16 protein-coding genes and 2 pseudogenes are annotated in these 22869 nt (G+C 64.9%); 9 read left to right on the top strand and 9 right to left on the bottom strand.

Translation table 11 applies throughout. From position 1 onward, the window contains the following. Window positions 1–10: 10 nt before the first annotated feature. Window positions 11–1696, bottom strand: a complete 1686-nt coding sequence (locus AC07M1_RS03610) for a hypothetical protein (RefSeq protein ID WP_495161196.1) — start codon at window positions 1694–1696, stop codon at window positions 11–13. A 239-nt stretch (window positions 1697–1935) separates the two neighbouring features. On the opposite strand from AC07M1_RS03610, the gene uxaC reads away from it, so the two are divergent. From uxaC to AC07M1_RS03585, 5 genes are read left to right on the top strand one after another with little or no spacing between them, the layout of a single operon-like run. Beyond that, window positions 1936–3375 (top strand): glucuronate isomerase, encoded by a 1440-nt coding sequence (gene uxaC, locus AC07M1_RS03605; RefSeq protein WP_495161195.1) that lies wholly within the window; start codon window positions 1936–1938, stop codon window positions 3373–3375. 25 nt (window positions 3376–3400) lie between these two features. Continuing rightward, window positions 3401–4243 (top strand): 5-dehydro-4-deoxy-D-glucuronate isomerase, encoded by an 843-nt coding sequence (gene kduI, locus AC07M1_RS03600; RefSeq protein WP_495161194.1) that lies wholly within the window; start codon window positions 3401–3403, stop codon window positions 4241–4243. Window positions 4244–4248: 5 nt separating this feature from the next. Then, the gene (kduD, locus tag AC07M1_RS03595) at window positions 4249–5004 is read left to right on the top strand and encodes a 2-dehydro-3-deoxy-D-gluconate 5-dehydrogenase KduD (RefSeq protein WP_495161193.1); all 756 of its coding nucleotides are present in this window, start codon (window positions 4249–4251) and stop codon (window positions 5002–5004) included. A gap of 25 nt (window positions 5005–5029) precedes the next feature. Further along, entirely contained in the window at window positions 5030–6040 is a 1011-nt protein-coding gene (locus AC07M1_RS03590) for a PfkB family carbohydrate kinase (protein ID WP_495161192.1), read from the top strand. Continuing rightward, on the top strand, window positions 6040–7584 hold the full coding sequence (locus AC07M1_RS03585; RefSeq protein ID WP_495161191.1) for a carboxylesterase/lipase family protein: 1545 nt from the start codon (window positions 6040–6042) through the stop codon (window positions 7582–7584). The genes AC07M1_RS03590 and AC07M1_RS03585 overlap by 1 nt, the downstream gene beginning before the upstream one ends. A 3-nt stretch (window positions 7585–7587) precedes the next feature. Here AC07M1_RS03585 and AC07M1_RS03580 read toward each other — a convergent pair whose 3' ends face one another. Further along, the gene (locus tag AC07M1_RS03580) at window positions 7588–8031 is read right to left on the bottom strand and encodes a MarR family winged helix-turn-helix transcriptional regulator (RefSeq protein WP_495161190.1); all 444 of its coding nucleotides are present in this window, start codon (window positions 8029–8031) and stop codon (window positions 7588–7590) included. Window positions 8032–8175: 144 nt separating this feature from the next. Between AC07M1_RS03580 and AC07M1_RS03575 the strand changes: the two are divergent. After that, a pseudogene (locus AC07M1_RS03575) lies at window positions 8176–8946 on the top strand (alpha/beta hydrolase). A 237-nt stretch (window positions 8947–9183) separates the two neighbouring features. Here the strand turns inward: AC07M1_RS03575 and AC07M1_RS03570 are convergent. The 4 genes and pseudogenes from AC07M1_RS03570 to AC07M1_RS03555 form a co-directional block, all read right to left on the bottom strand. Next, entirely contained in the window at window positions 9184–10569 is a 1386-nt protein-coding gene (locus AC07M1_RS03570; protein WP_495161189.1) for a DUF4861 family protein, read from the bottom strand. 13 nt (window positions 10570–10582) lie between these two features. Then, entirely contained in the window at window positions 10583–12166 is a 1584-nt protein-coding gene (locus tag AC07M1_RS03565) for a pectate lyase (RefSeq protein ID WP_495161188.1), read from the bottom strand. Continuing rightward, entirely contained in the window at window positions 12163–12558 is a 396-nt protein-coding gene (locus AC07M1_RS03560) for a cupin domain-containing protein (protein WP_495162808.1), read from the bottom strand. The genes AC07M1_RS03565 and AC07M1_RS03560 overlap by 4 nt, the downstream gene beginning before the upstream one ends. Next, window positions 12550–13194, bottom strand: a pseudogene (locus tag AC07M1_RS03555) (ThuA domain-containing protein); the annotation flags it as partial. The gene AC07M1_RS03560 and the pseudogene AC07M1_RS03555, both read right to left, overlap by 9 nt. 356 nt (window positions 13195–13550) lie before the next feature. Here AC07M1_RS03555 and AC07M1_RS03550 point away from each other — a divergent pair. From AC07M1_RS03550 to AC07M1_RS03540, 3 genes are all read left to right on the top strand, one after another. Continuing rightward, on the top strand, window positions 13551–16373 hold the full coding sequence (locus AC07M1_RS03550) for a TonB-dependent receptor (RefSeq protein ID WP_495161187.1): 2823 nt from the start codon (window positions 13551–13553) through the stop codon (window positions 16371–16373). Between the two features lie 89 nt (window positions 16374–16462). Further along, complete coding sequence (locus AC07M1_RS03545) at window positions 16463–17410, top strand: alpha/beta hydrolase (protein WP_495161186.1); 948 nt, start codon at window positions 16463–16465, stop codon at window positions 17408–17410. A gap of 24 nt (window positions 17411–17434) precedes the next feature. Next, window positions 17435–19036, top strand: coding sequence for a family 43 glycosylhydrolase (locus tag AC07M1_RS03540; RefSeq protein WP_495161185.1), 1602 nt, complete (start codon window positions 17435–17437; stop codon window positions 19034–19036). Between the two features lie 18 nt (window positions 19037–19054). Here AC07M1_RS03540 and paoC read toward each other — a convergent pair whose 3' ends face one another. From paoC to paoA, 3 genes are read right to left on the bottom strand one after another with little or no spacing between them, the layout of a single operon-like run. After that, the gene (paoC, locus tag AC07M1_RS03535; protein WP_495161184.1) at window positions 19055–21244 is read right to left on the bottom strand and encodes an aldehyde oxidoreductase molybdenum-binding subunit PaoC; all 2190 of its coding nucleotides are present in this window, start codon (window positions 21242–21244) and stop codon (window positions 19055–19057) included. Next, a complete protein-coding gene (locus tag AC07M1_RS03530) occupies window positions 21241–22191 on the bottom strand; it encodes an FAD binding domain-containing protein (RefSeq protein WP_495161183.1) in 951 nt (316 codons plus the stop codon). The genes paoC and AC07M1_RS03530 overlap by 4 nt, the downstream gene beginning before the upstream one ends. Beyond that, a complete protein-coding gene (gene paoA, locus AC07M1_RS03525) occupies window positions 22188–22820 on the bottom strand; it encodes an aldehyde dehydrogenase iron-sulfur subunit PaoA (protein WP_495161182.1) in 633 nt (210 codons plus the stop codon). The genes AC07M1_RS03530 and paoA overlap by 4 nt, the downstream gene beginning before the upstream one ends. Window positions 22821–22869 lie beyond the last annotated feature (49 nt).

Below are 22869 nucleotides of genomic sequence, written 5' to 3'. Positions count from 1 at the left end.
CCAGCCCCTCCTATAGAGGCACCCCCCAGGACCTCAGGCGCCGCTCACTGTGCGCTGAGCGGCTCGCGATCACTTTCATGGCTTCCTCGAGCGTTAGATGTAGGCGCTTCGCATCCTCCGTTCCAAAGCGTGAGAGTTGATGGGCGAACTTTACCGAGCGCCTAAGCTCCGGACCTTTGATACCTAGAAAGAGTTCCACTAGCTGTTCCGCACTCAAGCTGGCGAGAAGTTGGACATCGTCATCGCTCCAACTTTGCTGCTTGCTCAATTCGATGAGCATCTGCCGAGGATCTCGGGCATCGACAAACTCAGCATGTTTTGCCGTGAACCCGGCCACCAGCCTAGGGTCAGGTTTATCATCGGACATGAAATGATGTGAATTGATTTCGAAGAACCCCTTCAGCTCGCCCGCGCGCGTCACAATATAGGCATCGATCAAATCGTCTGCTTGTGCATCCCTCGCCGATTCCCGCAACAAACGAACCGTCCCGTTAATACTTACAGGGTCGATAGTTTGAAGATTCTCCATTGCGCCATAGAAAATATCATTCAATAACCTATCATCATCGACCGTAAGATCCTCCCAATATACATGCCATGCACGATGGAACGAATTATCCCTCGAGTTCCTTGCCAACTGAACTTGCAAAACCTTTGCCGCTTCATGCAAAGCAGCCTCGCTAAAGAAGCCATTTCTGACGCCTTCAAGCACTACATCATCAAAATCATCTGCAAAAGCAAAGGGGTAACTTTCAAGACGGCCCGCCCATTTTGGCACCTCCCCTTGCTCCTCCTTGTTCGCCGCCTTCATAGAAGCAACGATCCGGTTGTAGCTTCTGAGGCTGTCGAACGGTGGAGCCTCATTCGGCTGCAACGCAGCCCAACCACCAACGACAACGGTAGCAACCGCCTGCTCAAGAATGGCGGGAGGATAATCCTTCAAAATAGCTTGCAGGCGCAAAGCCATGCGCTCAATCTTTTTGATTACGCGGATATTGATGATACCCAACTGCATAGTTCGTTCGCGCAGCATTCTCTCAAGATCAGTTGTGCCGGCTAGGGCAATTGAGGCTGCCTCATCTGGGTTCGGGTCGAAAACCAGAGAAACATCGACCACTTTCTCAAGCTGCCTTTCGAACTCTACCTTCTTACCATGATCCATTTCCTCGTCGTTGAGGAGCAAGACGACCTTGCAGTTCCGCTGCTCTTTAAGTGAAGATACGAGACCAAGCACATCTCGCGGATTGAGCTCGTCGCCAGCGCGCTCTAAGTCGTCGAGGCAAACCAGCTGGTTCCTCACTAGTAAATAGGCGCTTCGAAAAAGAGCATCTCCTCCATCCTTGAGCCCGAGAAGCGCCATCAAAGGATCAAGGACAGGTCTGGCCTTCCGGCTCAGATCAGAACTCTTCCTCATAAGGGCATCAACAGTTTTGACGCTTGGACCAGTGAGAAGATGCTCTGGCGTGACCGTATTCTCGAATATCGAGTAGCGGAGGCTATCCAGGGAGTTTAGGCCGAACAGCGACACATACGCATAGCTCGACACCCCCAATGCCTCATCCGCTTGAATTTCAGCGAGCCATTTGCGCCATGCGAATGTCTTTCCGACCCCCCATCGACCTTTAAGACAAAGAACTTCAGGCTTCTCATCCCGCAGGAATCTCTTGATCTCCGCTTCAATCGTAGCCGTTGACATCCACACCCCCGCAAGTCGGTTCCGGTCATAACCTCATGAGTGTACATAAGCTGGCGGGGCGTCGCCATTGCACCTGCGCTTCAGACCAGCCCCCCCCCCCTCAAGGTCAGGAATGTGGTTACGCCAACCTCAGCCTTCCGGTATCAATCCTCAACGAACCCATACTTTGAGTCTCCAGTTGTATTCCGACCTGACACCGGTTACCGGTGCGGGACACACCATGTGAGAGGAATGTGAAAGTGCGTCCCCTGGCACTCGATCCCGACCGGCTGTTTCCGGCTGATCCCACCACCCGCGCTATCGCGCGGACGCTGTACAAGGAGATCGCCGGTCTCCCGATCGTGTCGCCGCATGGCCATACCGATCCGGCGTGGTTCGCGACCGACGATGCGTGGGAGAATGCGACCGAGCTGTTCCTGGCGCCCGATCACTATGTCTTCCGCATGCTCTATTCGCAGGGCATCGACCTCGACGCGCTGCGGGTACCGCGGATCGATGGCGTGCCGGCCACCGATCCGCGCGCGGCCTGGCGGCTGTTCGCGAGCAACTATCATCTGTTCCGCGGCACGCCGTCGCGCATGTGGCTCGACCATGTCTTTGCCGAGGTGTTCGGGATCGACGTGCTGCTCGAAGCCGGTACCGCCGACCATTATTACGACACGATCAACGCCGCGCTGGCGTCGCCCGGCTATCGCCCGCGCGCGCTGTTCGAGCGGTTCAAGATCGACTTCCTCGCTACCACCGAGGGCGCCGACGATCCGCTCGAGCATCACGCGGCGATCCGCAAATCGGGCTGGGGCGGGCGCGTCGTCACCACCTACCGCCCGGATTCAGTGATCGATGTCGAGCATGAGGCGTTCAAGGGCGCGCTCGAGGCGTTCGCGAACCTGACCGGCGAGGATGTGCATAGCTGGAAGGGCTATCTGGCGGCGCACCGCAAGCGCCGCGCCGACTTCCGCGTCGCGGGCGCGACCGCGACCGATCATGGCTTTGCAACGGCACAGACCGCGAACTTGTCGACAGCTGAGAGCGAGGCGCTGTTCGGGCGCATTGTCGGCGGCAAGTGCGACGCGGCCGATGCCGAGCTGTTCCGCGCGCAGATGCTCACCGAAATGGCGAAGATGAGCGTCGAGGACGGGATGACGATGCAGATCCATCCCGGATCGTGTCGCAACCACAACGCCAAGCTGTTCCACAGCCATGGCCGCGACAAGGGCGCCGATATCCCGACGCGGACGGACTATGTCCATGCGCTGAAACCCATGCTCGACGTGGTCGGCAACGAGCCGGACCTGACGGTGATCCTCTTCACCCTCGACGAAAGCACCTATGCGCGCGAGCTCGCCCCGCTGGCCGGGCATTATCCGTGCCTTCGCCTCGGGCCGAGCTGGTGGTTCCATGACTCGCCGGAGGGCATGCGCCGCTTCCGCGAGATGACCACGGAGACGGCGGGCTTCTACAACACCGTCGGGTTCAACGACGACACCCGCGCCTTCTTCTCGATCCCCGCGCGGCACGATGTCGCGCGCCGCGTCGATTGCGCCTTCCTCGCCCGCCTCGTCGCCGAAGGGCGGATGCAGGACTGGGAAGCCGCCGGCCTTGCCTATGAGCTGACCAACGGCCTCGTCCGCAAGGCGTACAAGCTCGACCAGCCCCTTACCGCCGCCAAGGCGGCCTGAACCCTATTTCATCCGGAGCCACATGATGTTCGACCGCACCTATTACGCCACCCATCCCGACATGATGGAGTGCGTCTCCAATGACGAGCTGCGCGACCGCTATCTGATCCAGGGCCTGTTCCGCGAGGGCGAGGTCGTCCTGAACTACACCCATGCCGACCGCTTCGTGATCGGCGGCGTCGCGGTGGGTTCGGCACCAGTCAAGCTGCCCGCGCAGGAAGAACCGGCCTCGGCCAAGGGCCACCCGTTCCTCGAGCGCCGCGAGATGGCGGTGGTGAACGTCGGCAGCGTCGAGGGCACGATCACCGTCGATGGCGAGAGCTTTACGCTGGGCAATAAGGATTGCCTCTACGTCACCATGGGCGCGAAGGACGTCGAGTTCTCGGGCACCGGCGCGCGCTTCTACATCGCGTCGTGCCCGGCGCACCAGGGCTTCGCGACGCGCAAGCTGTCGATCGCCGACGCCAATGCGCTGGAGCGCGGCAGCCTCGCGGAATCGAACGAGCGCACGATCTTCCAGCTCGTCATCCCCGGCGTGTGCGACAGCGCGCAGCTGGTGATGGGCCTGACCGTGCTCAAGCCCGGTTCGGTGTGGAACACCATGCCCCCGCACATCCATGAGCGCCGCAGCGAGATCTATTTCTACTTCGAGCTCGACAATCTCGACACCGATCGCGTGATGCATTTCATGGGTGAGGGCGAGGCGACCCGCCATATCGTGATGCAGAATGAGGAAGCGGTGATTTCGCCGCCCTGGTCGATCCATATGGGCGCGGGCACCAAGGCCTATGCCTTCATCTGGGCGATGGCCGGCGAGAACCAGGACTATACCGACATGAACGTCCTCGACATCTGCCAGCTGGCGTAATTGGCATGAGCAACCCCTTCGACCTTACGGGCAAGGTTGCCGTCGTCACCGGCGCCAACACCGGCATTGGCCAGGGCATCGCCCTTGCCCTTGCCGCGGCGGGCGCCGATGTCGCGCTGGTCGGCCGTTCGGCCGCGACCGAGACCGCGGAGAAGGTCCGCGAACTCGGCCGCAAGGCCGAGATCGTCAGCGCCGACCTGTCGAGCATCGAGCCGATCGGCCGCGTGGTCGCGGAGACGGTCGAGAAGCTCGGCGGCCTGCACATCCTGGTCAACAATGCCGGCATCATCCGCCGCGCGGACTCGGTCGACTTCACCGAGGCGGATTGGGACGCGGTGATGGACACCAACTTGAAGTCCGTGTTCTTCCTCTGCCAGGCGGCGGCACGCCACATGATCCCGAATGGCGGCGGCAAGATCATCAACATCGCCTCGATGCTGACCTTCCAGGGCGGCATCCGCGTGCCGAGCTACACCGCGTCGAAGAGCGGCGTCGGTGGCCTTACCAAGCTGCTGGCGAACGAATGGGCGTCGAAGGGTATCTGCGTCAACGCGATCGCGCCGGGCTATATCGCCACCAACAACACCGACGCGCTGCAGAAGGATGAGACGCGCAACCGCCAGATCATGGAACGCATCCCGGCGGGCCGCTGGGGCGATCCCGCGGATCTGGGCGGCGCGGCGGTTTTCCTCGCGTCGCGCGCATCGGACTATGTGCAGGGCCATATCCTCGCGGTAGACGGCGGCTGGCTGGCGCGCTGAGCGCCGGCGTCAACGAGGAGAGATCATGGCCGGCCGTATCGTCTGTTTCGGGGAATTGCTGCTCCGCCTGACCGCTCCGGGACGCGAGCTGCTGATGCAGACGCCGCGATTGGACGTGGTCGTCGGCGGCGCGGAGGCCAATGTCGGCATCGGCCTCGCCAACCTTGGCCACGCCGTCTCGATGGTCAGCGCGGTGCCCGACAATGCGCTCGGCCGCGCCGCGGTTCAGTTCGTACGCGGCCAAGGCGCGGACACCAGCGGCGTGCAAGTTCGCGACGGCCGCATGGGCCTCTACTTCCTCACTCAGGGCGCCGGGCTGCGCGCGTCGGACATCGTCTATGACCGCGCGGATTCGGCCTTCGCCAACGCCCCGGCCGACGCGTTCGACTGGAAGACGCTGCTGAGCGGCGCGACCATGCTGCACCTCTCCGGCATCACCCCCGCGCTCGGTCCCGCGACCGCGCAGGCCGCGCTTCAGGCCGCCCGCGCCGCCAAGGAACTGGGCGTCGCGATCAGCTTCGACGGTAATTACCGCGCGCGGCTGTGGGAAGCCTGGGACAGCGATCCACGCGCCGTCCTCACCGAACTGGTCAGCCTTGCCGACACGATGTTCGGCAATCACCGCGACGTCTCGCTGCTGCTCGGCAAGCAATTCTCCGGCGATGGCGCCGACCGCCGCCGTGAGGCCGCCGAGGCCGCCTTCGCCGCCTTCCCCAATTTGAAGCGCATCGCCTCGACCGCGCGCCATGTCGACGACGCCGACCGCCACCGCATCGCCGCGCGCGTCGACACGCCCGAGCGCGGCTACCAGACCGACGACGTCGTGGTCGCCGGGATCATCGACCGCATCGGCGGCGGCGACGCCTATGCCGCGGGCATTCTCCATGGCGTGCTGTCGGGTCAGGATCTGGAGGGCATTGTCGCCTCGGGCCTCGCGCTGACCTGCCTCAAGCATTCGCTGCCGGGCGATGCCAGCCTGTTCCGTCAGGCCGATATCGACGCCTTCCTCGAAGGCGGACTGGACGTTCGTCGGTGATGCACCGACGGACGCTGCTGGGGGCGAGCGCGGCGTTGGCCGCCCTGCCCTCGGCGGCGTTCGCTCAGAATGATCCCGTAGCAGCCGGCAGAACCGGCCGCTGGCGAGGGAAGCGCGACGGCGCGGTTCAGGCGTTCCTCGGCATCCGCTACGGTAACGACACCAGCCGCGCGCGTTTTCAGGCGGCAATTGCGCCACAAGCCGGGCGCGACACATTGATCGCGACCAGCTTTGCCGCGAGCTGCCCGCAAACCGGGCGCGCGACCAACCAGCATGAGGACTGCCTGTTCCTCAACGTCTGGACGCCGGAAGCGAACGCGAAGGCCGGTCGCCCGGTGATGGTCTATTTCCACGGCGGGGCATACTCGAACGGCAGTGTGATCGAACCGCAGGTGTTCGGCGCGACGCTCGCCGAAAAGGGCGATGTCGTCGTCGTCACCGTCAACCACCGGCTCAACGCGCTCGGCTATCTCTACCTCGCCCGGCTCGATCCGCGCTTCCCCGACAGCGGCAACACCGGCCAACTCGACCTGATCCTCGCGCTGATATGGGTGCGCGACAATATCGCGGGCTTCGGCGGCGATCCCAGCCGCGTCATGCTGTTCGGCCAATCGGGCGGCGGCGCGAAGATCGCGACGCTGATGGGGATGCCCGCGGCCAAGGGCCTGTTCCACCGCGCAGCGACCATGTCCGGCCAGCAGGTGACGGCCAGCGGCCCCTTGAACGCCACCCGCCGCGCACAGGCACTGCTCGACCGGCTCAAGGCGAAACCCGGCGATCTCGCCGACATACCGGTCGAAAGGCTGATCGACGGCCTGCGCGCCGAAGACCCGATCCTGGGCGGCGGAGTCTATATGGGGCCGGTGCTCGACATGAAGTGGCTGACCCGCCACCCGTTCTGGCCCGACGCCAATCCGCCGGGCAATGCGATCCCATTGATCCTCGGCAACACGCGAGACGAGACGCGCGCCTTCGACGATCCCAAATCCGAACTCGTCCGCACGCTCGACTGGACCAACCTTGCCGAGCGCATCGCGCCCCGGCTGCGTATCGACGCGCACCCCGAATGGGTCGTCGCCGAATATCGCAAGCAATTCCCGTCATGGATCCCGGCCGAAATCTTCTACGCCGCGACCACCGCCGGGCGCAGCTGGCGCGGACAGGTGATCGAGGCGGAAGAGCGCGCCAAGGCCGGCGCCCCCGCCTGGGTCTATCAGCTCGACTTCACCTCCCAGCTCGAGCCCGACCGCGGCGCCGCGCACACGCACGACATCCCGCTCGTCTTCGGCACGATCGGCGCGGAGGGCACCGTTTCCGGCACCGGTCCGGATGCGCAAGCCGCCTCCACCACGATGATGCGCGCCTTCGTCAACCTCGCGGCGAAAGGCGACCCCAATGGCGCGGGCGTGCCTGCGTGGCCGAAGCACACCTTGCCCCAGCGCCAGACGATGTTGTTCGATGCGAAAAGCCGAGTGACGAACGACCCGCGCAGATGGCAACGCGAGTTGTTCTCTCGCATCCCCTATATCCAGCCCGGGACCTGAACCTCACCCGTGGGTGAGCGCGCCGCGAAGCCGCTGCACCTGATCGTTGAGGGCAATCATCTCCTCGACCTTGAGGCCGGAATTCTCGAGCAGTGCATCGGTGAGGCATGAAGCCTCACGGCGCAGCCCCTTGCCCTTGGCCGTCATGAACACGTTCACCTGGCGCTCGTCCGCCGGATTGCGCTGGCGCGATACGAACCCGGCGGCCTCCAGCCGCTTCATCAGCGGCGTGATCGTGCTCGGCTCGAGCGCGAGTCGGTCGGCGATCGCGGAGATGGTCTGGCCTTCCTTCTCCCACAAGGTGCTCAGCACCAGATACTGCGGATAGGTCACGCCAAGCGAATCGAGCATCGGCTTGTAGAGCCGATTGATCGCGATCGTGGTCGAATAGAGCGAAAAGCAGAGCTGCGCATCGAGCGGCAGCGGGTCGCCGGGGGTCTGGGTCACACGAATCCTCACTTTCGAATCAAGCTCTTATCACAAAAATACATATCGCGATAATTTAATGCTGGACAGAGCCAGTTCATTGGATGTAGCTAAATATTATTGCGATAACAAATATCGCGACAAACAAAGAAAAGGAGATTGATCATGACCAAGTCGAACAAGCTTCTCGCCGCCGCTGCCTCGCTCGCTCTCGGCGCTACTCCCGCCATCGCTCAGGACAAGACCGGCGAGCCGGTCAAGTCGGTGATCCTCGTCCATGGCGGCTTCGTCGACGGCTCGGGCTGGATGGACGTCTACAAGATCCTCAAGAAGGACGGGTACAAGGTAACCATCGTCCAGAACCCGACGCTCTCGCTGCAAGATGACGTCGCGGTCACCAAGCGCGCGATCGCCGCGGCCGAGGGCAAGGTGATTTTGGTCGGCCACAGCTATGGCGGCGTGGTCGTCTCCGAAGCGGGCACCGATCCCAAGGTTGCCGGCGTGGTCTACATCGCCGCCTTCGCGCCGGACAAGGGCGAGTCGGTATCGAGCCTGATCTCCAACCCCGTGCCTGGCGCACCGGTGCCGCCGATCCTGCCCCCCAAGGACGGCTTCCTGTTCCTCGACAGCGTCAAGTTCGCTGCCTCCTTCGCCGCCGATGTCCGCCCCGATCTCGCCCAGTTCATGGCGGACTCGCAGGTTCCCTGAGGCGTCGCCGCACTCGACGGCAAGGTGACCACTCCGGCGTGGCGGGTGAAGCCGAGCTGGTACCTGGTGGCGAGCGAAGACAAGATGATCCCACCTGCCGCCCAGCGCCACATGGCCGCCCGCGCCGGTGCCAAGGTCGAGGAAGTCGCGGCCAGCCACGCGCTCTACGTCTCGAAGCCCGCCGCCGTCGCCGCGATCATCGAGAAGGCGGCGCAGGGCGCCAACTAAGCCCCTTCCACCGCGCTCAACCAGGGCGCCGGGTTGTCGGACAGACGCCCGGCGCCTTGCCGTTTCCCCAATGCCGGACGCGGCTGGTAATGTTGGATTTCGCCTGCTCTATCCTGTCAGATGCAGGCTCGACGCGCCCGCCCTGTCTTCGTCTCCGAACAACCGCCGCCGGGCTCTCGCGCGCGTATAGGGCGTGACCTTTGTGACTTTTGGAACGCCAGATATGGCGTTTCCGCCCTACTCTCGCGACTGCGCCTCATACCCGGCGAGCCGCGCCGGCGAATTATACTCCTTCGCCACGCCGACCACATAGTCGCGGAACTCTGCCGCGGTCTTGAGCACCTCGCCCTCGCTCCACCCCGCCGCCAGCATATATTCGTACTGGCCGTCGGCACGCCGGGGGAAGCGGAACACCTCGTTGCCCTGCTGTTGCGCCACCGACACGTGGCGGGCGCGATAGCCGTCCTTCACCACCAGCCCAATCCCGGCATAGGCGACGGTCAGCGCATTCTGGGTCGAGTCGGTGTCGTCCGGATTGCGGATCGCCTCGGGCGCGGTGGTCACCACCACCCCGCGTGCGCGCAGGCCCAGCGTCTCGCCCGCCTTCCTGCGGATGCCCGCCGCGAATTCGACGCCCGTGCTGCCCGGCTTCCACTCGTCGAACTTCACCTTCGCCGTCGCGTAATTGTGTCCCGCATAGGCGGTGTAGACCTGCTCGAGCGCGTAGCGGCCCTTGTCGGTGTTCCAGTTCATCGTCTTGATCCGCACCATGCTGCGCAGCGGCCCGTTGACGATCACCTCGAACGCGTAGCGCGTGTCCTTGAGCTGGTTGGTGTTCCATCGCTCCGCCGCGTCGGCGGCGGGCGAGAAGCGCGGGCGCGAGACATGATCGCTGCCCGGCGTCTCGAACAGCCCGATCCCGCCACCGCCGAAACTGTCGTCGACCGACATGATGTCCGAGCCATAGGCCGGATCGACATAGGCGACGGCATAGCCGTCCCAGTTCTGGGTCAGAATCTGCGGCGCGACGAGCATGTTCTTGCGCTTGCCGTAGACGTCGGCGCTGTCCGGGAACCACAGTTTCCACCCGACATTGCCCGATTCCCAGAAGGGCACCATGTGCCGCGAATAGCTGCCGATCGCCGCCGCCGCGCCATGCGGATTCCAGCCGCGCTGGTGGAAACCGAGATAGAGATAATAGGTGCGCGTCTCGCGCGGCTTGAGGTCAGCCTGGAAGAACAGCTCGTCCCACACGCCGTCCTTGTCGAGGTCGTCCATCTGCAGGTCGAGCTGGCGGCCATTGGCCTCCTGCCGGATGCCGTGCGGCCCCATCACCGCGAGCTGCTCCTTGGTCGGCACCGGACGTGGCGCGCCCTTGGGATCGACCAGGGTGACGGTCAGCTCGTGCATGCCCGCAAGCTCGGGGATCTGCGCCGGGGTGATGACCACCGGCGTCGCCCGCACCGGCTGGTCGAGGTCGTTGGCGATGCGGATCGCGATGCGGCGGACCGGCTTGAAGTCCTCGCGGACATACCACGGATCGCTCGATGGGGCGGCTTCTGCCTGGGCTGGAAGGGCGCCGGCCAATGCCAGCAACGATACGCAAACGACCCGCCCGGGCATGCCACCTCCTATGTCATGAGGCGCCTCGTAGAGCGCCAATTAGTGTGATCATATGATCTATATAAGTACCTGTCGAGATGCCGATCGGACCGTTCTCAACGTCGAAGGGCGAGGTGTCGGTGACGTCGCCGACATCGGTCGAGCGGAAATCGCCCGGCGCGACAGTCTTCGATCCCGGCCCGGTATAGGGATGGCTCATCGCCTTGAGCTGGGTCGGCCACCACCCCTCGGCGTTGAGCGATCCGACCAGCGCCCGGGCGTCCTTGCCGCCGACGACATTCTTGTCCGATCCCGGCTCGACCGCCGCCAGCCAGTATCTGGCAAGCGGCTGGCGCCCCTTCAGCAGCGGCGACTCCTTCGACGCCACCCCGCCTGGCGTCGCCTTGAGCGCCTCATAGTCGCTCCGCAGCTTCGCCGTGTCGATCGAGCGGCGCGCATTGTAGTGGCCGATCGTGTGCTCAGGGTCGTAATCGGCATAATAGTCGCCGTTCACGACGTTCGATCCGCGGCGATGCACCCAGAGCGGCTTGTTGGTGCCGATCTCGATAAAGGTCGGGAATTGCCGCCCACCCTTCTGCAGGTCAGCGTGCAGCCGCACGCTCTCCAGCCAGTCGAGCGCCGCCGGGATCGGCGCCAGATATTTCGCGTCGCCGGTCAGGCGATAGAAGTTCATCAACTGCTCGATGTTCGACGCGGTGGTGTGGGTGACCAGTGCCTTGGGCTCATAGGTGCGTGCGCCCGCGGGCTTCAAATCCATCGTGTGCTGCAAGCCCCAGCCTGGCTGCGGCGCGGGCTGCTGGGTCTTGAGGTAGATGTCCATCGCGCGCTGGATCGCGGGCAGGATGCGCGGATCGCCGATCGCCTGGTGGTAGGTCAGCAGCACGTCGATATTGTCGTGGATCACCCCGTCGTTGAAGGTGATCAGGCCGGTATAATCGGGATGCCCGTGCAGCCCGCCATCGGCGACGCGCGGCCAGCGCTGCGGCCAGCCGCCATTCGGCAGCTGGCTGGCGAAGATGAAGCCGATCGCCTTGTCGAGCCCGGCCTTGAAGCGCTTCTCGCGCTTTTCGGCATAGATGCGAATCAGCAGCCGGATCGCCTCGCCCGTGCCCTGATCGTCGAAGGTGGCGTTGCCCCAATGGTGCTGGAATTCCTCCATGCGCCAGGCATTCTTGCCGATCGTGTCGTACCAGCGCTTGGTCGATGCCGGCCCGCCGAAGTCGATGAAATAGCCCCAGCCGCCCTTGGGCAATTGCCCGGCGATCAGCGCCTCCGCCGCCTTGGCCGCGGCCTGATAATAATAGTCGTCGCCGGTCGCGCTGTAGGCGTCGAGATAGAGGTGCCCCATCGTCGCGGTGCCCGGCGGCTGCACCCACACCATCGTCTTGTACGCTTCGATCTCGCCCCACACCCGCGACCGGTCGGGCAGATAGGACCAGAGATAGCCGCCGCGATAGGCCAGCTTCTCGACCATGAAGCGCGTCGCCCGCTTCATCGTTTCGGCGACCTCGCCCTTCGACACGGTCCGCGACAATGCGCTTCCGGGGGTGAGCGCGAGCGTCGCCGAGGCGGCGAGCAGGGTGCGGCGTGAGATCATTTCTGGGGAACCTTCTCGAGCGGATAGCTGATGATGAGGACGAGCGGCGCCGTGCCGGTCTGGCGGATGCCGACTTGCGCGCCGGTGTAGAGATAAGCGGTCATGCCGGGCTTGAGCTTGGCGGTCTTGCCGTCGGAGACGACCTCGCCCTCGCCCGCGACGACCGCATAGACTTCGTCATGGTCGATCGGATGCACGCCGATCGCCGAGCCGGGGTGAAGCGAGCGCTTGCGATATTCCATCATCCGGCCGGGCACGCCGTCGGTGATGCGCCAGGCGGTGCTCATGCCGATCTTGCCGTGCGGTGTGGGTTCATCGCGCTGCTTCGCAGCCTCGTCGATCACCACCATCGCTCGCGCTCCGCGACCGAGCGCCCAGTCGAGACCGCCCATCACATGCCCGATGGTCTGGGGATCGGACCAAGCCTCGGACGTATGGCCGAGCGCCGTGTAGAAGACCCGCCCGCCCTCGAAACCATGCGCCCAGGCGATCGGGCGCGGGTTCGCCCCCTTCTCACCGATCGATGCTGGGTCAAGCAGCAGCAGCGGGCGCAGCCGCGGGTCGAGATCGTCGAACCGATACCATTCGTCGACCGCCTCGAACGAAGCGGGCAGATCGCGGATCGACGGGTGATCCAATTCGGCCCGGGTCAGCGCACCCCTGGGCGTCCCCTCCGGATGCCGCGCAAAGCGCGCGCCGAGCATCCGGCCATACCAGTCCCAGCCATAATGCGAATCCGCTGCGCCGTGGATACCGACAATCCCGCCGCCGCCCCGCACGAACGCCTGCAGCGCATCGCGCCGCGCGCCTGTCAGCCATTCGCTCGCCGGGTCCTTGGGCTTGGTCGTCGTGCTGAGCAGCACGATCGCCCTGAATCCCTTGAGCGTCGCCGCATTGTCGAACAGCCCCGGATCCTCGCTTGCGGTGACGGCATAGCCCTTGGCCTGTGCGGCGGCGGTGAGCGCGGCGACCGCCGGCTCGATCGAAGCGTGCCGAAACCCGGTGGTGTGGCTGAAAATCAGCACCATGGGCGGCGGGGGCACGGCGCCACCAAGCAGCCACGCGCCCAGAATCAGCAGAATCACGCGCATTCCGGCATCCCTCTCTCGCCGTATATGCGGGGCAATACCCCGTACTCTCGCTTCGAAGCGCCTTCTTGACATGGGCGGCTTTAGCGAACAATGTGCCAATGACACCGGTTTCTCAAGCAGAAAATTGCCGGTGCGAGACCGCGATAACGCGGCGAAATCGGGAGGATCGCGCTGATTCGGTCACGAATCGCGAAAAGGCACCCCTTCCGGAAGTCATTTTGCCCGCTGTCCGACGGCAGCAGGCACGAAATAGCTACCGGTGTCATCTGACGCCGATTGAGAGGGGAAGTTTCATGCGTGTCACTCTACGCCGCCGGGAGGCGCGGCTGCTCGCCGCCGCATCGGCCTTTGTTATCGCTACCGCCGCTCAGGCGCAGGACACCCAGACCGCCGAACCGGCAGCCGAAGAAACCCAGGAAGTCGTCGTCTCGGGCTTCCGCGCCTCGCTCGACGCCGCACTCAACGTGAAGCGGGATTCGGTGGCCGCGGTCGATGCGATCGTCGCCGAGGATATTGCCAAATTCCCCGACCAGAACCTGGCCGAATCGCTCCAGCGCATCCCCGGCATCGCCATTCAACGCGACGGCGGCGAGGGTCGATCGATCACCGTGCGTGGTCTCCCCTCGCAATTCACCCGTGTCCGCGTGAACGGCCTTGAGACGATCACCACCTCTTCGGATGGCGCCGCCGCCAACCGCGATCGCGCGTTCGACTTCAACGTCTTCGCCTCCGAACTGTTCAGCTCAATCGTGGTCCACAAGACCGCATCGGCGGATCTCGATGAAGGCTCGCTTGGCGCGGTGGTCGACCTCAACACCGGTAACCCGCTCAAGGGCAAGGAAGGCCTGACCTTCGCGCTGTCGGGGCAAGCCAGCTATAATGACTTGTCCGAAACATGGGGGCCCCGCGTGGCGGGCCTGTTAAGCTGGAAGTCGCCCGACGGCACGATCGGTGCATCAATCTCGGCCGCCTATCAAAAGTCCAAGACGTACGAAATCGGTAACAACACCGTGCGCTGGGCACAGGCGCGGTTCGACTCGGTCGATGGCGTGAATTGCTGGACTACCCAGAACAGCGGCGGCACCTACGTGCCCAGCGCCGCATGCGACAAGGCCGCGACATCATTCCATCCGCGTATCCCGCGCTACGGCGAAGTCACCCATTCGCGCGAGCGCCTCGGCCTGACGGGCAGCATCCAATGGTCGCCGTCGGATGCGACCAAGGTGTCGATCGACGCGCTCTATTCCAAGTTCAAGGCCGACCGCCGCGAGAAATGGGGCGAGGTGCTGCTGCGCTCGAACGAACGTTCGATCAACGTCGTCAATCCGGTGTATGATTCGAACAACAACATGATCTCGGCGACGCTCAACGACGCCTGGGTCCGGACCGAGCATTTCTTCCGCAAGAGCCAGACCGAATTCTACCAGATCGGCGGCAGCTGGGATCAGGATGTCAGCGACAAATTCCGCTTCACGTTGATCGGCGGTTATTCGAAGTCGGACGCGTCGGTGCCGGTCGAAACCACGGTGGTGTTCGACGATCGCGACGCGCAGGGTTACAGCTACGACTATCGTGACCCGATGTTCCCGACGCTGACCTTCGGAACCAGCGTCACCACGCCGGGCAACTTCCAGCTCGCGGAAATCCGCGACCGCCCGTCGGACGTGGTCAACCAGTTCAAGACCGCACAGCTGCGCACCGAATGGGACGTGACCGAAGGCTTCACCGTCAAGGCCGGTGGTGTGTGGCGACGCTACGACTATGACATCACCGCGTTTACGCGCGACACCGCCGTCTGCGGCAATGGCGGCGCCGATCTGGTGCTCGGCACGATCACCTGCTCGCCCTCGTCGCTGTTCGGCCCGACCGCGATCTACGGCTTCCCGGTCACGGCCGCGCTGTCGGAGGTGTTCAACCTTCGCGGTGCCGATGCGCCGAGCGGAACCACCACATCGTGGCTGATTCCGAACCTGGATGCCGCGACGGCCTATACCAACCTCTACGGCCGCACCGCGCGCCTCGACGTCGGCAACAACCGCGGCGTGCGCGAAGAGACCAAGGGCGTCTACCTCCAGTTCGATGCCAAGGGCAATCTGCTGGGCCTCGACTATGCACTCAACGCCGGCATCCGCTACGTGAAGACCGACCAGTCCTCCTACGGCATCAACAGCAACGTCGTCGTGACGGTCGAGCGCGACTATGAGGATTGGCTGCCCTCGTTCAACCTCGCTCTCTATCCCGCGAAGAACGTCATCATCCGCGGCGCGATCGCCAAGGTGATGACGCGCCCCGCGCTTGGCAATCTGACGCCGGGCGGCACCGCCGACGGCTTCAACTATCGCATCACGAGCGGAAACCCGTTCCTTGAGGCGTTCCGGGCAACCAATTTCGACGTGGCCTTCGAATGGTATTTCGCCCCCCAGTCGATCTTCTCGGTCGGGCTGTTCAAGAAGGATATCGCCAGCTTCCCGGTGGCGATCACCCGGACAGGCACCTTCACCGAAACCGGCCTGTCGCCGTCGGTTCTGGTCCCATCCTCCCCCGCCGCGCTCAACCCGGCCCAGCTGTCGCAGCCGATTTGGACGATCTCCACCACCGGCAACGGCACCGGCGCATCGGTCAAGGGCGTCGAGGTCGCGGTCCAGGCACCGTTCAAGTTCCTGCCCGGCTTCCTGTCGAACTTCGGCGGGATCGTGAATGCCACCTTCATCGACTCGACCGCGATCTATACCCAGCAGGGTCCCGCGACGACGCCGGGCGGCGCCCTGCCCTCGGCGCCGTATGAATCGACCCTCTATGGCCTGTCCAAGCGTCAGTACAACGCGACCCTCTATTACGAGGATAGCAAGTTCAGCGCGCGCGCATCGGTCAGCTATCGCGGCCCCTTCGCGGATGCCGGCTCGGCGACGGGCAACATCTTCGAAGGCTATGAAGCCATCACCAATGTCGACGCGTCGGTCCGCTACAAGCTGACCGACTCTCTCGAGCTGTCGGTCGAAGGCACCAACCTCACCGACGCGTATCGCGAGCGCTGGAACGACGTGAATGCGCGCCGCAACTACGAGAACAACCATTTTGGCCGCACCATCCTGGTGGGTGCCCGGATCAAGATGTGACCGAGAGGGGGAGTATCGGCGGCCGGGGTGCAGGGGCACCCCGGCAACCCGGCCGTCGTGCTTTTCTTGTAACTGCGGGCGGCGGGGCGGTGTTCGCTTCCGCCGCCTTCGGCCAGACCGCGCCGCCGACCACGGGAAAGCAGGGGCCGTCCCGCGCGCCCGACCCGGTCGAGACGATCGACCTGTGGCCGAACGATGCGCCGGGTATGCCGACTTCGCCACCGGTCGAGACCGTCATCGAACGCAGCACCGATCCGCACCTCGCCGATCGTGCCGTCACCGGCATCACCCGTCCGCGCATGGTGGTGTTCCGCCCCGAACGGGCCAATGGCGCCGCCGTGATGATCGCCCCCGGCGGCGGCTACACCCGCATCGTCGTCGACAAGGAAGGCTATGAGCTCGGTCGCTGGTTGTCGGCGCGCGGCTTCACCGTCTTCGTCCTCTTCTATCGCCTGCCCGGCGAAGGCTGGGCGGCGGGACCCGACGTCGCCCTGTCCGACGCGCAGCGCGCGATGCGGCTGATACGCCACCGCGCCCGCAGCTACGGCATCGATCCGCAGCGGATCGCAGCGATGGGCTTTTCCGCCGGTGGGCATCTCTGCGCCGATCTGCTGACCCGCTTCGCCGTTCGCACCTATGCGCCGGTCGATGCCGCCGATGCGCTGTCCGCGCGTCCGGTTGCCGCCGCCCCGATCTACCCCGTGATCAGCATGACCGCCCCCGATGCACATCCCGGGTCGCGCGAGAAGCTGGTCGGCATCGGCGCCTCCCCGGCATTGGAGCGCGCGCATTCGCCGCACCTCAATGTCCCCGCCGACGCACCGCCCGTCTTCCTGCTTCATACCGAGGATGACGCGACGGTCCCGGTCGAGAATGCGCTGCTTCTCCGTGCCGCGCTGCGCGCGAAGGGGATCCCGGTCGAGACGCATCTGTTCGCGCGCGGCGGCCATGGCTTCGGCCTGCGCGGCACACCGGGAAAGCCCGTCGCGGTCTGGCCCGATCTGTTCGTCGAATGGACCCGGGGCCTCCTCATCTAACCGCTTTGCAATTAAGGACGCACGATGCCTCTGAACCGTCGCGACATCATGGGTGCCGCCCTCGCTGGTAGCGCTATCGCGCTCAACCCGGCCAGCATCGCCGCCCGTGCCGCGACGGCAAAGCAACCCGCGCCCGACTGGAAGCGCGGCTTCGACAATCAGCGTATCCCCGATCTGGGCGACGGGCGTTTCCTCAACCCGCTGATGGCGGGCGACCATCCCGATCCGACGATTCTCAAGGACGGGAAGGACTATTACATGACCTTCTCGACCTTCGATTCCTATCCGGGGCTGGTCATCTGGCACTCGCGCGACCTGATCAACTGGCGCCCGATCACCGCGGCGCTGACCAAATTCATCGGGTCGGTCTGGGCGCCGGAGCTGTGCAAGCACAAGGGACGCTTCTATCTCTACGTCCCGACCAAGAACCCGACGACCAGTTGGGTGATCTGGGCCGACCGAATCGAGGGGCCGTGGAGCGATCCGGTGGACCTGAAGCTCCCCAACCACATCGATCCGGGCCATGCCGTGGGCGAGGACGGGTCTCGCTGGCTGTTCCTGTCGGGGGGCGACCGCGTGCGGCTGTCCGACGACGGCCTCAGCCGCATTGGTGAACCCGAGCATGTCTACGATCCGTGGCGCTACCCCAGCGACTGGGTGGTCGAAGGGTTCGCGCCCGAAGGGCCGAAGATCACACGCCATAAGGGCTGGTTCTACATGATCACCGCAGTCGGCGGCACGGCAGGTCCGCCGACCGGGCATATGGTCATCGCCGCGCGGTCACGCTCGATCCACGGGCCGTGGGAGAATTGCCCGGCCAACCCGCTGGTACGCACGACATCGCTCGACGAGAAATGGTGGTCGCGCGGTCATGCGACGTTGGTCGAGGGGCCGGACGGCGGCTGGTGGGCGGTCTATCACGGCTTCGAGAACGGATACTGGACACTAGGGCGCCAGGCACTGCTCGATCCCGTGGAATGGACGGCCGACGGCTGGTTCCGGATGAGGGGCGGCGACCTCTCCCAACCGATCGCCAAGCCCAAGGGCGGTGAGAGGGCCGGGCCGCACGGCATGGCGCTGTCCGACGATTTCCAGGCGCTCGCTCTCGGCACCAAGTGGAATTTCTTCAAGCCTGCCGCTGATGAACGCAGCCGCGCCCGGATCGAGAACGGATCGCTGATCCTCAAGGGTCGTGGCGTCGCGCCGTCCTCTTCCTCCCCGCTCCTATTAATCGCGGGCGACACCGCCTATCGCTTCGAATGCGATATCGAGATCGCGCCGGGCGGTACCGCGGGCCTCATCCTTTTCTACGACGAGAAGCTCTATTGCGGTCTCGGCTTCGACGAGAAGCGCTTCGTCACCCATCAATACGGCATCGAGCGTGGCCGTCCCGCCAATCCGCACGGTCGCAAGATGCGGATGCGCGTCTCCAACAACCGCCATATCATCACCTTCGACACGTCGAGCGACGGCGGGAAGACATGGACTCGGTTCGATCGCGGCATGGAAGTGTCGGGCTACCACCACAATGTCCGTGGCGGGTTCCTGATGCTTCGCCCCGGCCTCTATTCGGCGGGCGAGGGCGAGGCCAGGTTCACGAACTTCAAGTTCGAGGCGCTGGCCTGAACCGGGAGCGGCGGTGGTTCAGACCACCGCCGGCAGCCGGTCGAGGAACTTGTCGAGCGTGACCGGATAGTTGCGCACGCGCACGCCGGTCGCGTTGTAGACCGCGTTGGCGACCGCCGCCGCGACCCCACAAATGCCCAGCTCGCCCACGCCCTTGGCCTTCATCGGCGAGGCGAGCGGATCGACCTCGTCGAGGAAGATGCATTCCTGATGCGGGATGTCGGCATGGACCGGCACCTCGTATCCGGCCAGGTCGTGGTTGACGAAGAAGCCGAAGCGCTTGTCGACCGCCAATTCCTCCATGATCGCGCCGCCCGCGGCCATCGTCATCGCGCCGATCACCTGGCTGCGCGCTGTCTTGGGGTTGAGGATGCGCCCGGCGGCGCAGACGGCCAGCATGCGGCGAATGCGGATCTCGCCGGTATAGGCATGGACGGCAGCCTCGACGAAATGCCCGGCAAAGGTCGATTGCTGATAGCGGCGGCCAAGATCGCCGAAATCGATCGCATCCTCGACCACCAGTTCGCCCTCGCGCGCCGCTTCGCCCAGCGCGACGCTGCGTTTGCCCGCGCGGACCTTGCCGCCGCTGAAGCTCGCCGCTGCGGGGTCAAGGCCCAGCTTCCGCGCCACCGTCTCACGCAATTTGTCGCACGCCGCGAACACGCCGGAGGTCGAGCTAGCCGCCCCCCATTGCCCGCCCGACCCGGCCGCGACCGGAAAGGTGGAATCGCCCAGCCGTACCTCGACCCGGTCAAGCGGAACGCCCATCATCTCCGCCGCGGTCTGCGCGATGATCGTGTAGCTGCCGGTGCCGATATCGGTCATGTCGGTCTCGACGACGATGCGCCCGTCCGCGCTCAGCCGCACGCGCGCGCCCGACTTCATTGTCGGGGCGTTGCGGAAACCCGCGGCGACGCCCATCCCGACCAGCCACATCCCGTCACGGCGGCTCGCCGGTTTCATCGGCCGGTTCGCCCAGCCGAACTTCTCCGCACCCAGCTTCAGGCATTCGATCAATTGCCGCTGCGAGAAGGGCTTGGGCGGGTTCTCCGGCACCACCTGCGTGTCGTTGAGGATGCGGAACCCGACCGGGTCCATGCCCAGTTTCTCGGCGATCTCGTCGATCGCGACCTCAAGCGCCATCATCCCCGGCGCCTCGCCCGGCGCACGCATCGCATTGCCCTCGGGCAGGTCGAGCACGGCGAGGCGGCATTGGAGCATACGGTTCTCGCCGGCATAGAGGAAACGCGTCTGCTGCACGCCATTCTCGATCCCGCCGCCGGGCAGGTCGCCCGACCAGTTCTCATGCCCGATCGCGGTGATCTTGCCGTCCTTGCCCGCGCCGATGCGAATGCGCTGTATCGTCGCCGGGCGATGTGGGGTGTTATTGAACATCAGCGGGCGTTGCAGCGCGACCTTGACCGGCCGCCCCGCCTGCTTCGCCCCCAGCGCGGCGAGGATCGCGTCGGCACGGACGAACAGCTTTCCGCCGAACCCGCCGCCGATATAGGGGGAGATCAGCCGCACCTTCTCACGCGGTATACCGAGCGTACGCGCGACGTCGCCCCTGCCCCAGTTGATCATCTGGTTCGATGTCCACAGCGTCAGCTGATCGCCCTCCCACGCCGCGATCGTCGCGTGCGGCTCCATCATCGCATGCGCCTGGTCGGGCGTGTGGTAGGTCGCATCGATCGTCACCGGCGCGGAGGCAAAGGCGGCGTCGAAATCGCCGACCTTGATGTCCGCCTGATCGCGGCTCGGCTGAGCGCCATCCTTCTCGGCATGGAGGTCGAACGCGGCCTTCGTGCGGGCATAGTCGACCCGCACCAATGCCGCGGCTGCGCGCGCCTGCTCGAACGTCTCTGCAACCACGAGCGCGACCGCCTGATGGTAATGGTCGATCTCGGGTCCACCGAGCAGCTTAGCGGTGTTGAAATTGCCCTTTTCGAGCTTGCCGGCATTCTCCGCGGTGACGATGGCGAGCACGCCGGGCGCGGCCTTCGCCTCGGCCAGGTTCATGCTCGCGATGCGCCCCTTGGCGATCGCAGACCCCACAACGAAACCATAGGCCGCGTTGGGTGCGGGCTGCTCATAGGCGTAAGACGCGGTGCCCGTGGTCTTGAGCGGGCCTTCGATGCGGTCGGCAGGCTTGCCCACCACCTTGAGTTGATCGATCGGGTTGGTGCCTGCGGGCGTGTCGAACTTCATGACTTCGCTCCCGCCAGCACCGCGCCGAGCGTGCGCTCGACCAGAGTCAGTTTGAACGCATTATCCGGTTTCGGCCGCGCGCCCGCCATCAGGATCTCGCTCACCGCCTTGGCGCCCTGCGCCAGCGCGCGCTCGGCCGCCTCGACTCGCCATGGCTTGGGCGCGACTCCGCCCACCGCGATGCGCCCGCTGCCGTCACGCTGGACGACCGCCGCAACCGAAACCAGCGCGAAGGCATAGGACGCGCGGTCGCGTACCTTGTGATAGACATGGGTGCCGCCGATCGGCGCGGGCAAGGTTACCGCGGTGATCAGCTCACCCGGCTCCAGCACTGTCTCGATATGCGGCGTGTCGCCGGGCAGCACATGGAAATTGGCGAGCGGAGTCGCGCGCGCGTTCCCATCGGGCTTCACGCTTTCCACCGTCACATCGAGCGCGCGCATGGCCACCGCCATGTCGCTGGGGTGCGTCGCGATGCAGGCGTCGCTCGTCCCAATCACCCCGAGCGGACGGCTGAACCCGCCGATCGCGGCGCATCCGGTGCCAGGCTTGCGCTTGTTGCAGGGCTGGTGCGTGTCGTAGAAATAGGGGCAGCGCGTCCGCTGGAGCAGATTGCCCGCGGTCGTTGCCTTGTTGCGCAATTGCCCTGATGCGCCAGCGAGCAAGGCGCGGCTTAGTACCGCATAGTCCTTGCGCACGCGCTTGTCGGCGGCGAGGTCGGTGTTGCGGACCAGCGCGCCGATACGCAGCCCGCCTTCCGGCGTCGCCTCGATGCGATCGAGCCCGATGCCGTTGACGTCGATCAGGTGCGCCGGCGTCTCGATCTGAAGCTTCATCAGGTCGAGCAAATTGGTGCCGCCCGCAATGAACCGCGACCCTTGGGTCCGCCCAGCCGCCGCTGCGGCTTCGGCGGGGCTGCCCACCCGCTCATAGGTGAAGGGTTTCATGCGCGCCTCCCGGCGACTTCGGTCATCGCATCGAGGATGTTGGAATAGGCGCCGCAGCGGCACAGGTTGCCGCTCATCCGCTCGCGCATCTCGTCATTGGTCGCGCGCGGCCGGGCGTTGAGGTCATCGGTCGCATGGCTAGGGATCCCCGCCCGGATCTCGTCGAGCACCGCCACCGCCGAGCAGATCTGGCCCGGAGTGCAATAGCCGCATTGATAGCCGTCATGCTTGACGAAGGCGGCCTGCATCGGATGCAGCTTGCCGGGCTGGCCCAGTCCCTCGATCGTCGTCACCTGATCACCCTCGTGCATCACCGCAAGGGTCAGGCACGAATTGATCCGCCGCCCATCGACGATCACGGTGCACGCGCCGCACTGGCCGTGGTCGCAGCCCTTCTTGGTGCCATTGAGATGCAAATGCTCGCGCAGCGCATCGAGCAGGGTGGTGCGTGGATCGAGGTCCAGTTCACGCTTCGCACCGTTGACGGTCATGGCTACCTTCATCGTTGCGGACGCCGGTTGCGGTGTCCCCGCCTGTGCCTCAGTCACCGGCACTGCAGCCGCGGCCGCGCAGACGCCGCCGCCCACCAGAACGCCGCGCCTCGTGACACTCGTCGTGTCGCTGCTCATCACGCGCCTCCATCCGTGACGAACCCCCGCACGAGCGAAAGGTTCAGCC

It is taken from the genome of Sphingomonas sp. GW821-FHT10C01 (assembly GCF_059415525.1).
The sequence above is the reverse complement of the archived record's forward strand: the minus strand, read 5'-3'. Positions and strand labels throughout refer to the sequence as shown.

Excerpts from the sequence above, each read along its gene's own strand:
- AC07M1_RS03610 (WP_495161196.1), bottom strand. The coding sequence starts at position 1,696 with ATGTCAACGGCTACGATTGAAGCGGAGATCAAGAGATTCCTGCGGGAT.
- kduI (WP_495161194.1), top strand. The coding sequence starts at position 3,401 with ATGTTCGACCGCACCTATTACGCCACCCATCCCGACATGATGGAGTGC.
- kduD (WP_495161193.1), top strand. The coding sequence starts at position 4,249 with ATGAGCAACCCCTTCGACCTTACGGGCAAGGTTGCCGTCGTCACCGGC.
- AC07M1_RS03590 (WP_495161192.1), top strand. The coding sequence starts at position 5,030 with ATGGCCGGCCGTATCGTCTGTTTCGGGGAATTGCTGCTCCGCCTGACC.
- AC07M1_RS03585 (WP_495161191.1), top strand. The coding sequence starts at position 6,040 with ATGCACCGACGGACGCTGCTGGGGGCGAGCGCGGCGTTGGCCGCCCTG.
- AC07M1_RS03570 (WP_495161189.1), bottom strand. The coding sequence starts at position 10,569 with ATGCCCGGGCGGGTCGTTTGCGTATCGTTGCTGGCATTGGCCGGCGCC.
- AC07M1_RS03565 (WP_495161188.1), bottom strand. The coding sequence starts at position 12,166 with ATGATCTCACGCCGCACCCTGCTCGCCGCCTCGGCGACGCTCGCGCTC.
- AC07M1_RS03560 (WP_495162808.1), bottom strand. The coding sequence starts at position 12,558 with ATGGGCGGTCTCGACTGGGCGCTCGGTCGCGGAGCGCGAGCGATGGTG.
- AC07M1_RS03550 (WP_495161187.1), top strand. The coding sequence starts at position 13,551 with ATGCGTGTCACTCTACGCCGCCGGGAGGCGCGGCTGCTCGCCGCCGCA.
- AC07M1_RS03540 (WP_495161185.1), top strand. The coding sequence starts at position 17,435 with ATGCCTCTGAACCGTCGCGACATCATGGGTGCCGCCCTCGCTGGTAGC.
- paoC (WP_495161184.1), bottom strand. The coding sequence starts at position 21,244 with ATGAAGTTCGACACGCCCGCAGGCACCAACCCGATCGATCAACTCAAG.
- AC07M1_RS03530 (WP_495161183.1), bottom strand. The coding sequence starts at position 22,191 with ATGAAACCCTTCACCTATGAGCGGGTGGGCAGCCCCGCCGAAGCCGCA.
- paoA (WP_495161182.1), bottom strand. The coding sequence starts at position 22,820 with ATGAGCAGCGACACGACGAGTGTCACGAGGCGCGGCGTTCTGGTGGGC.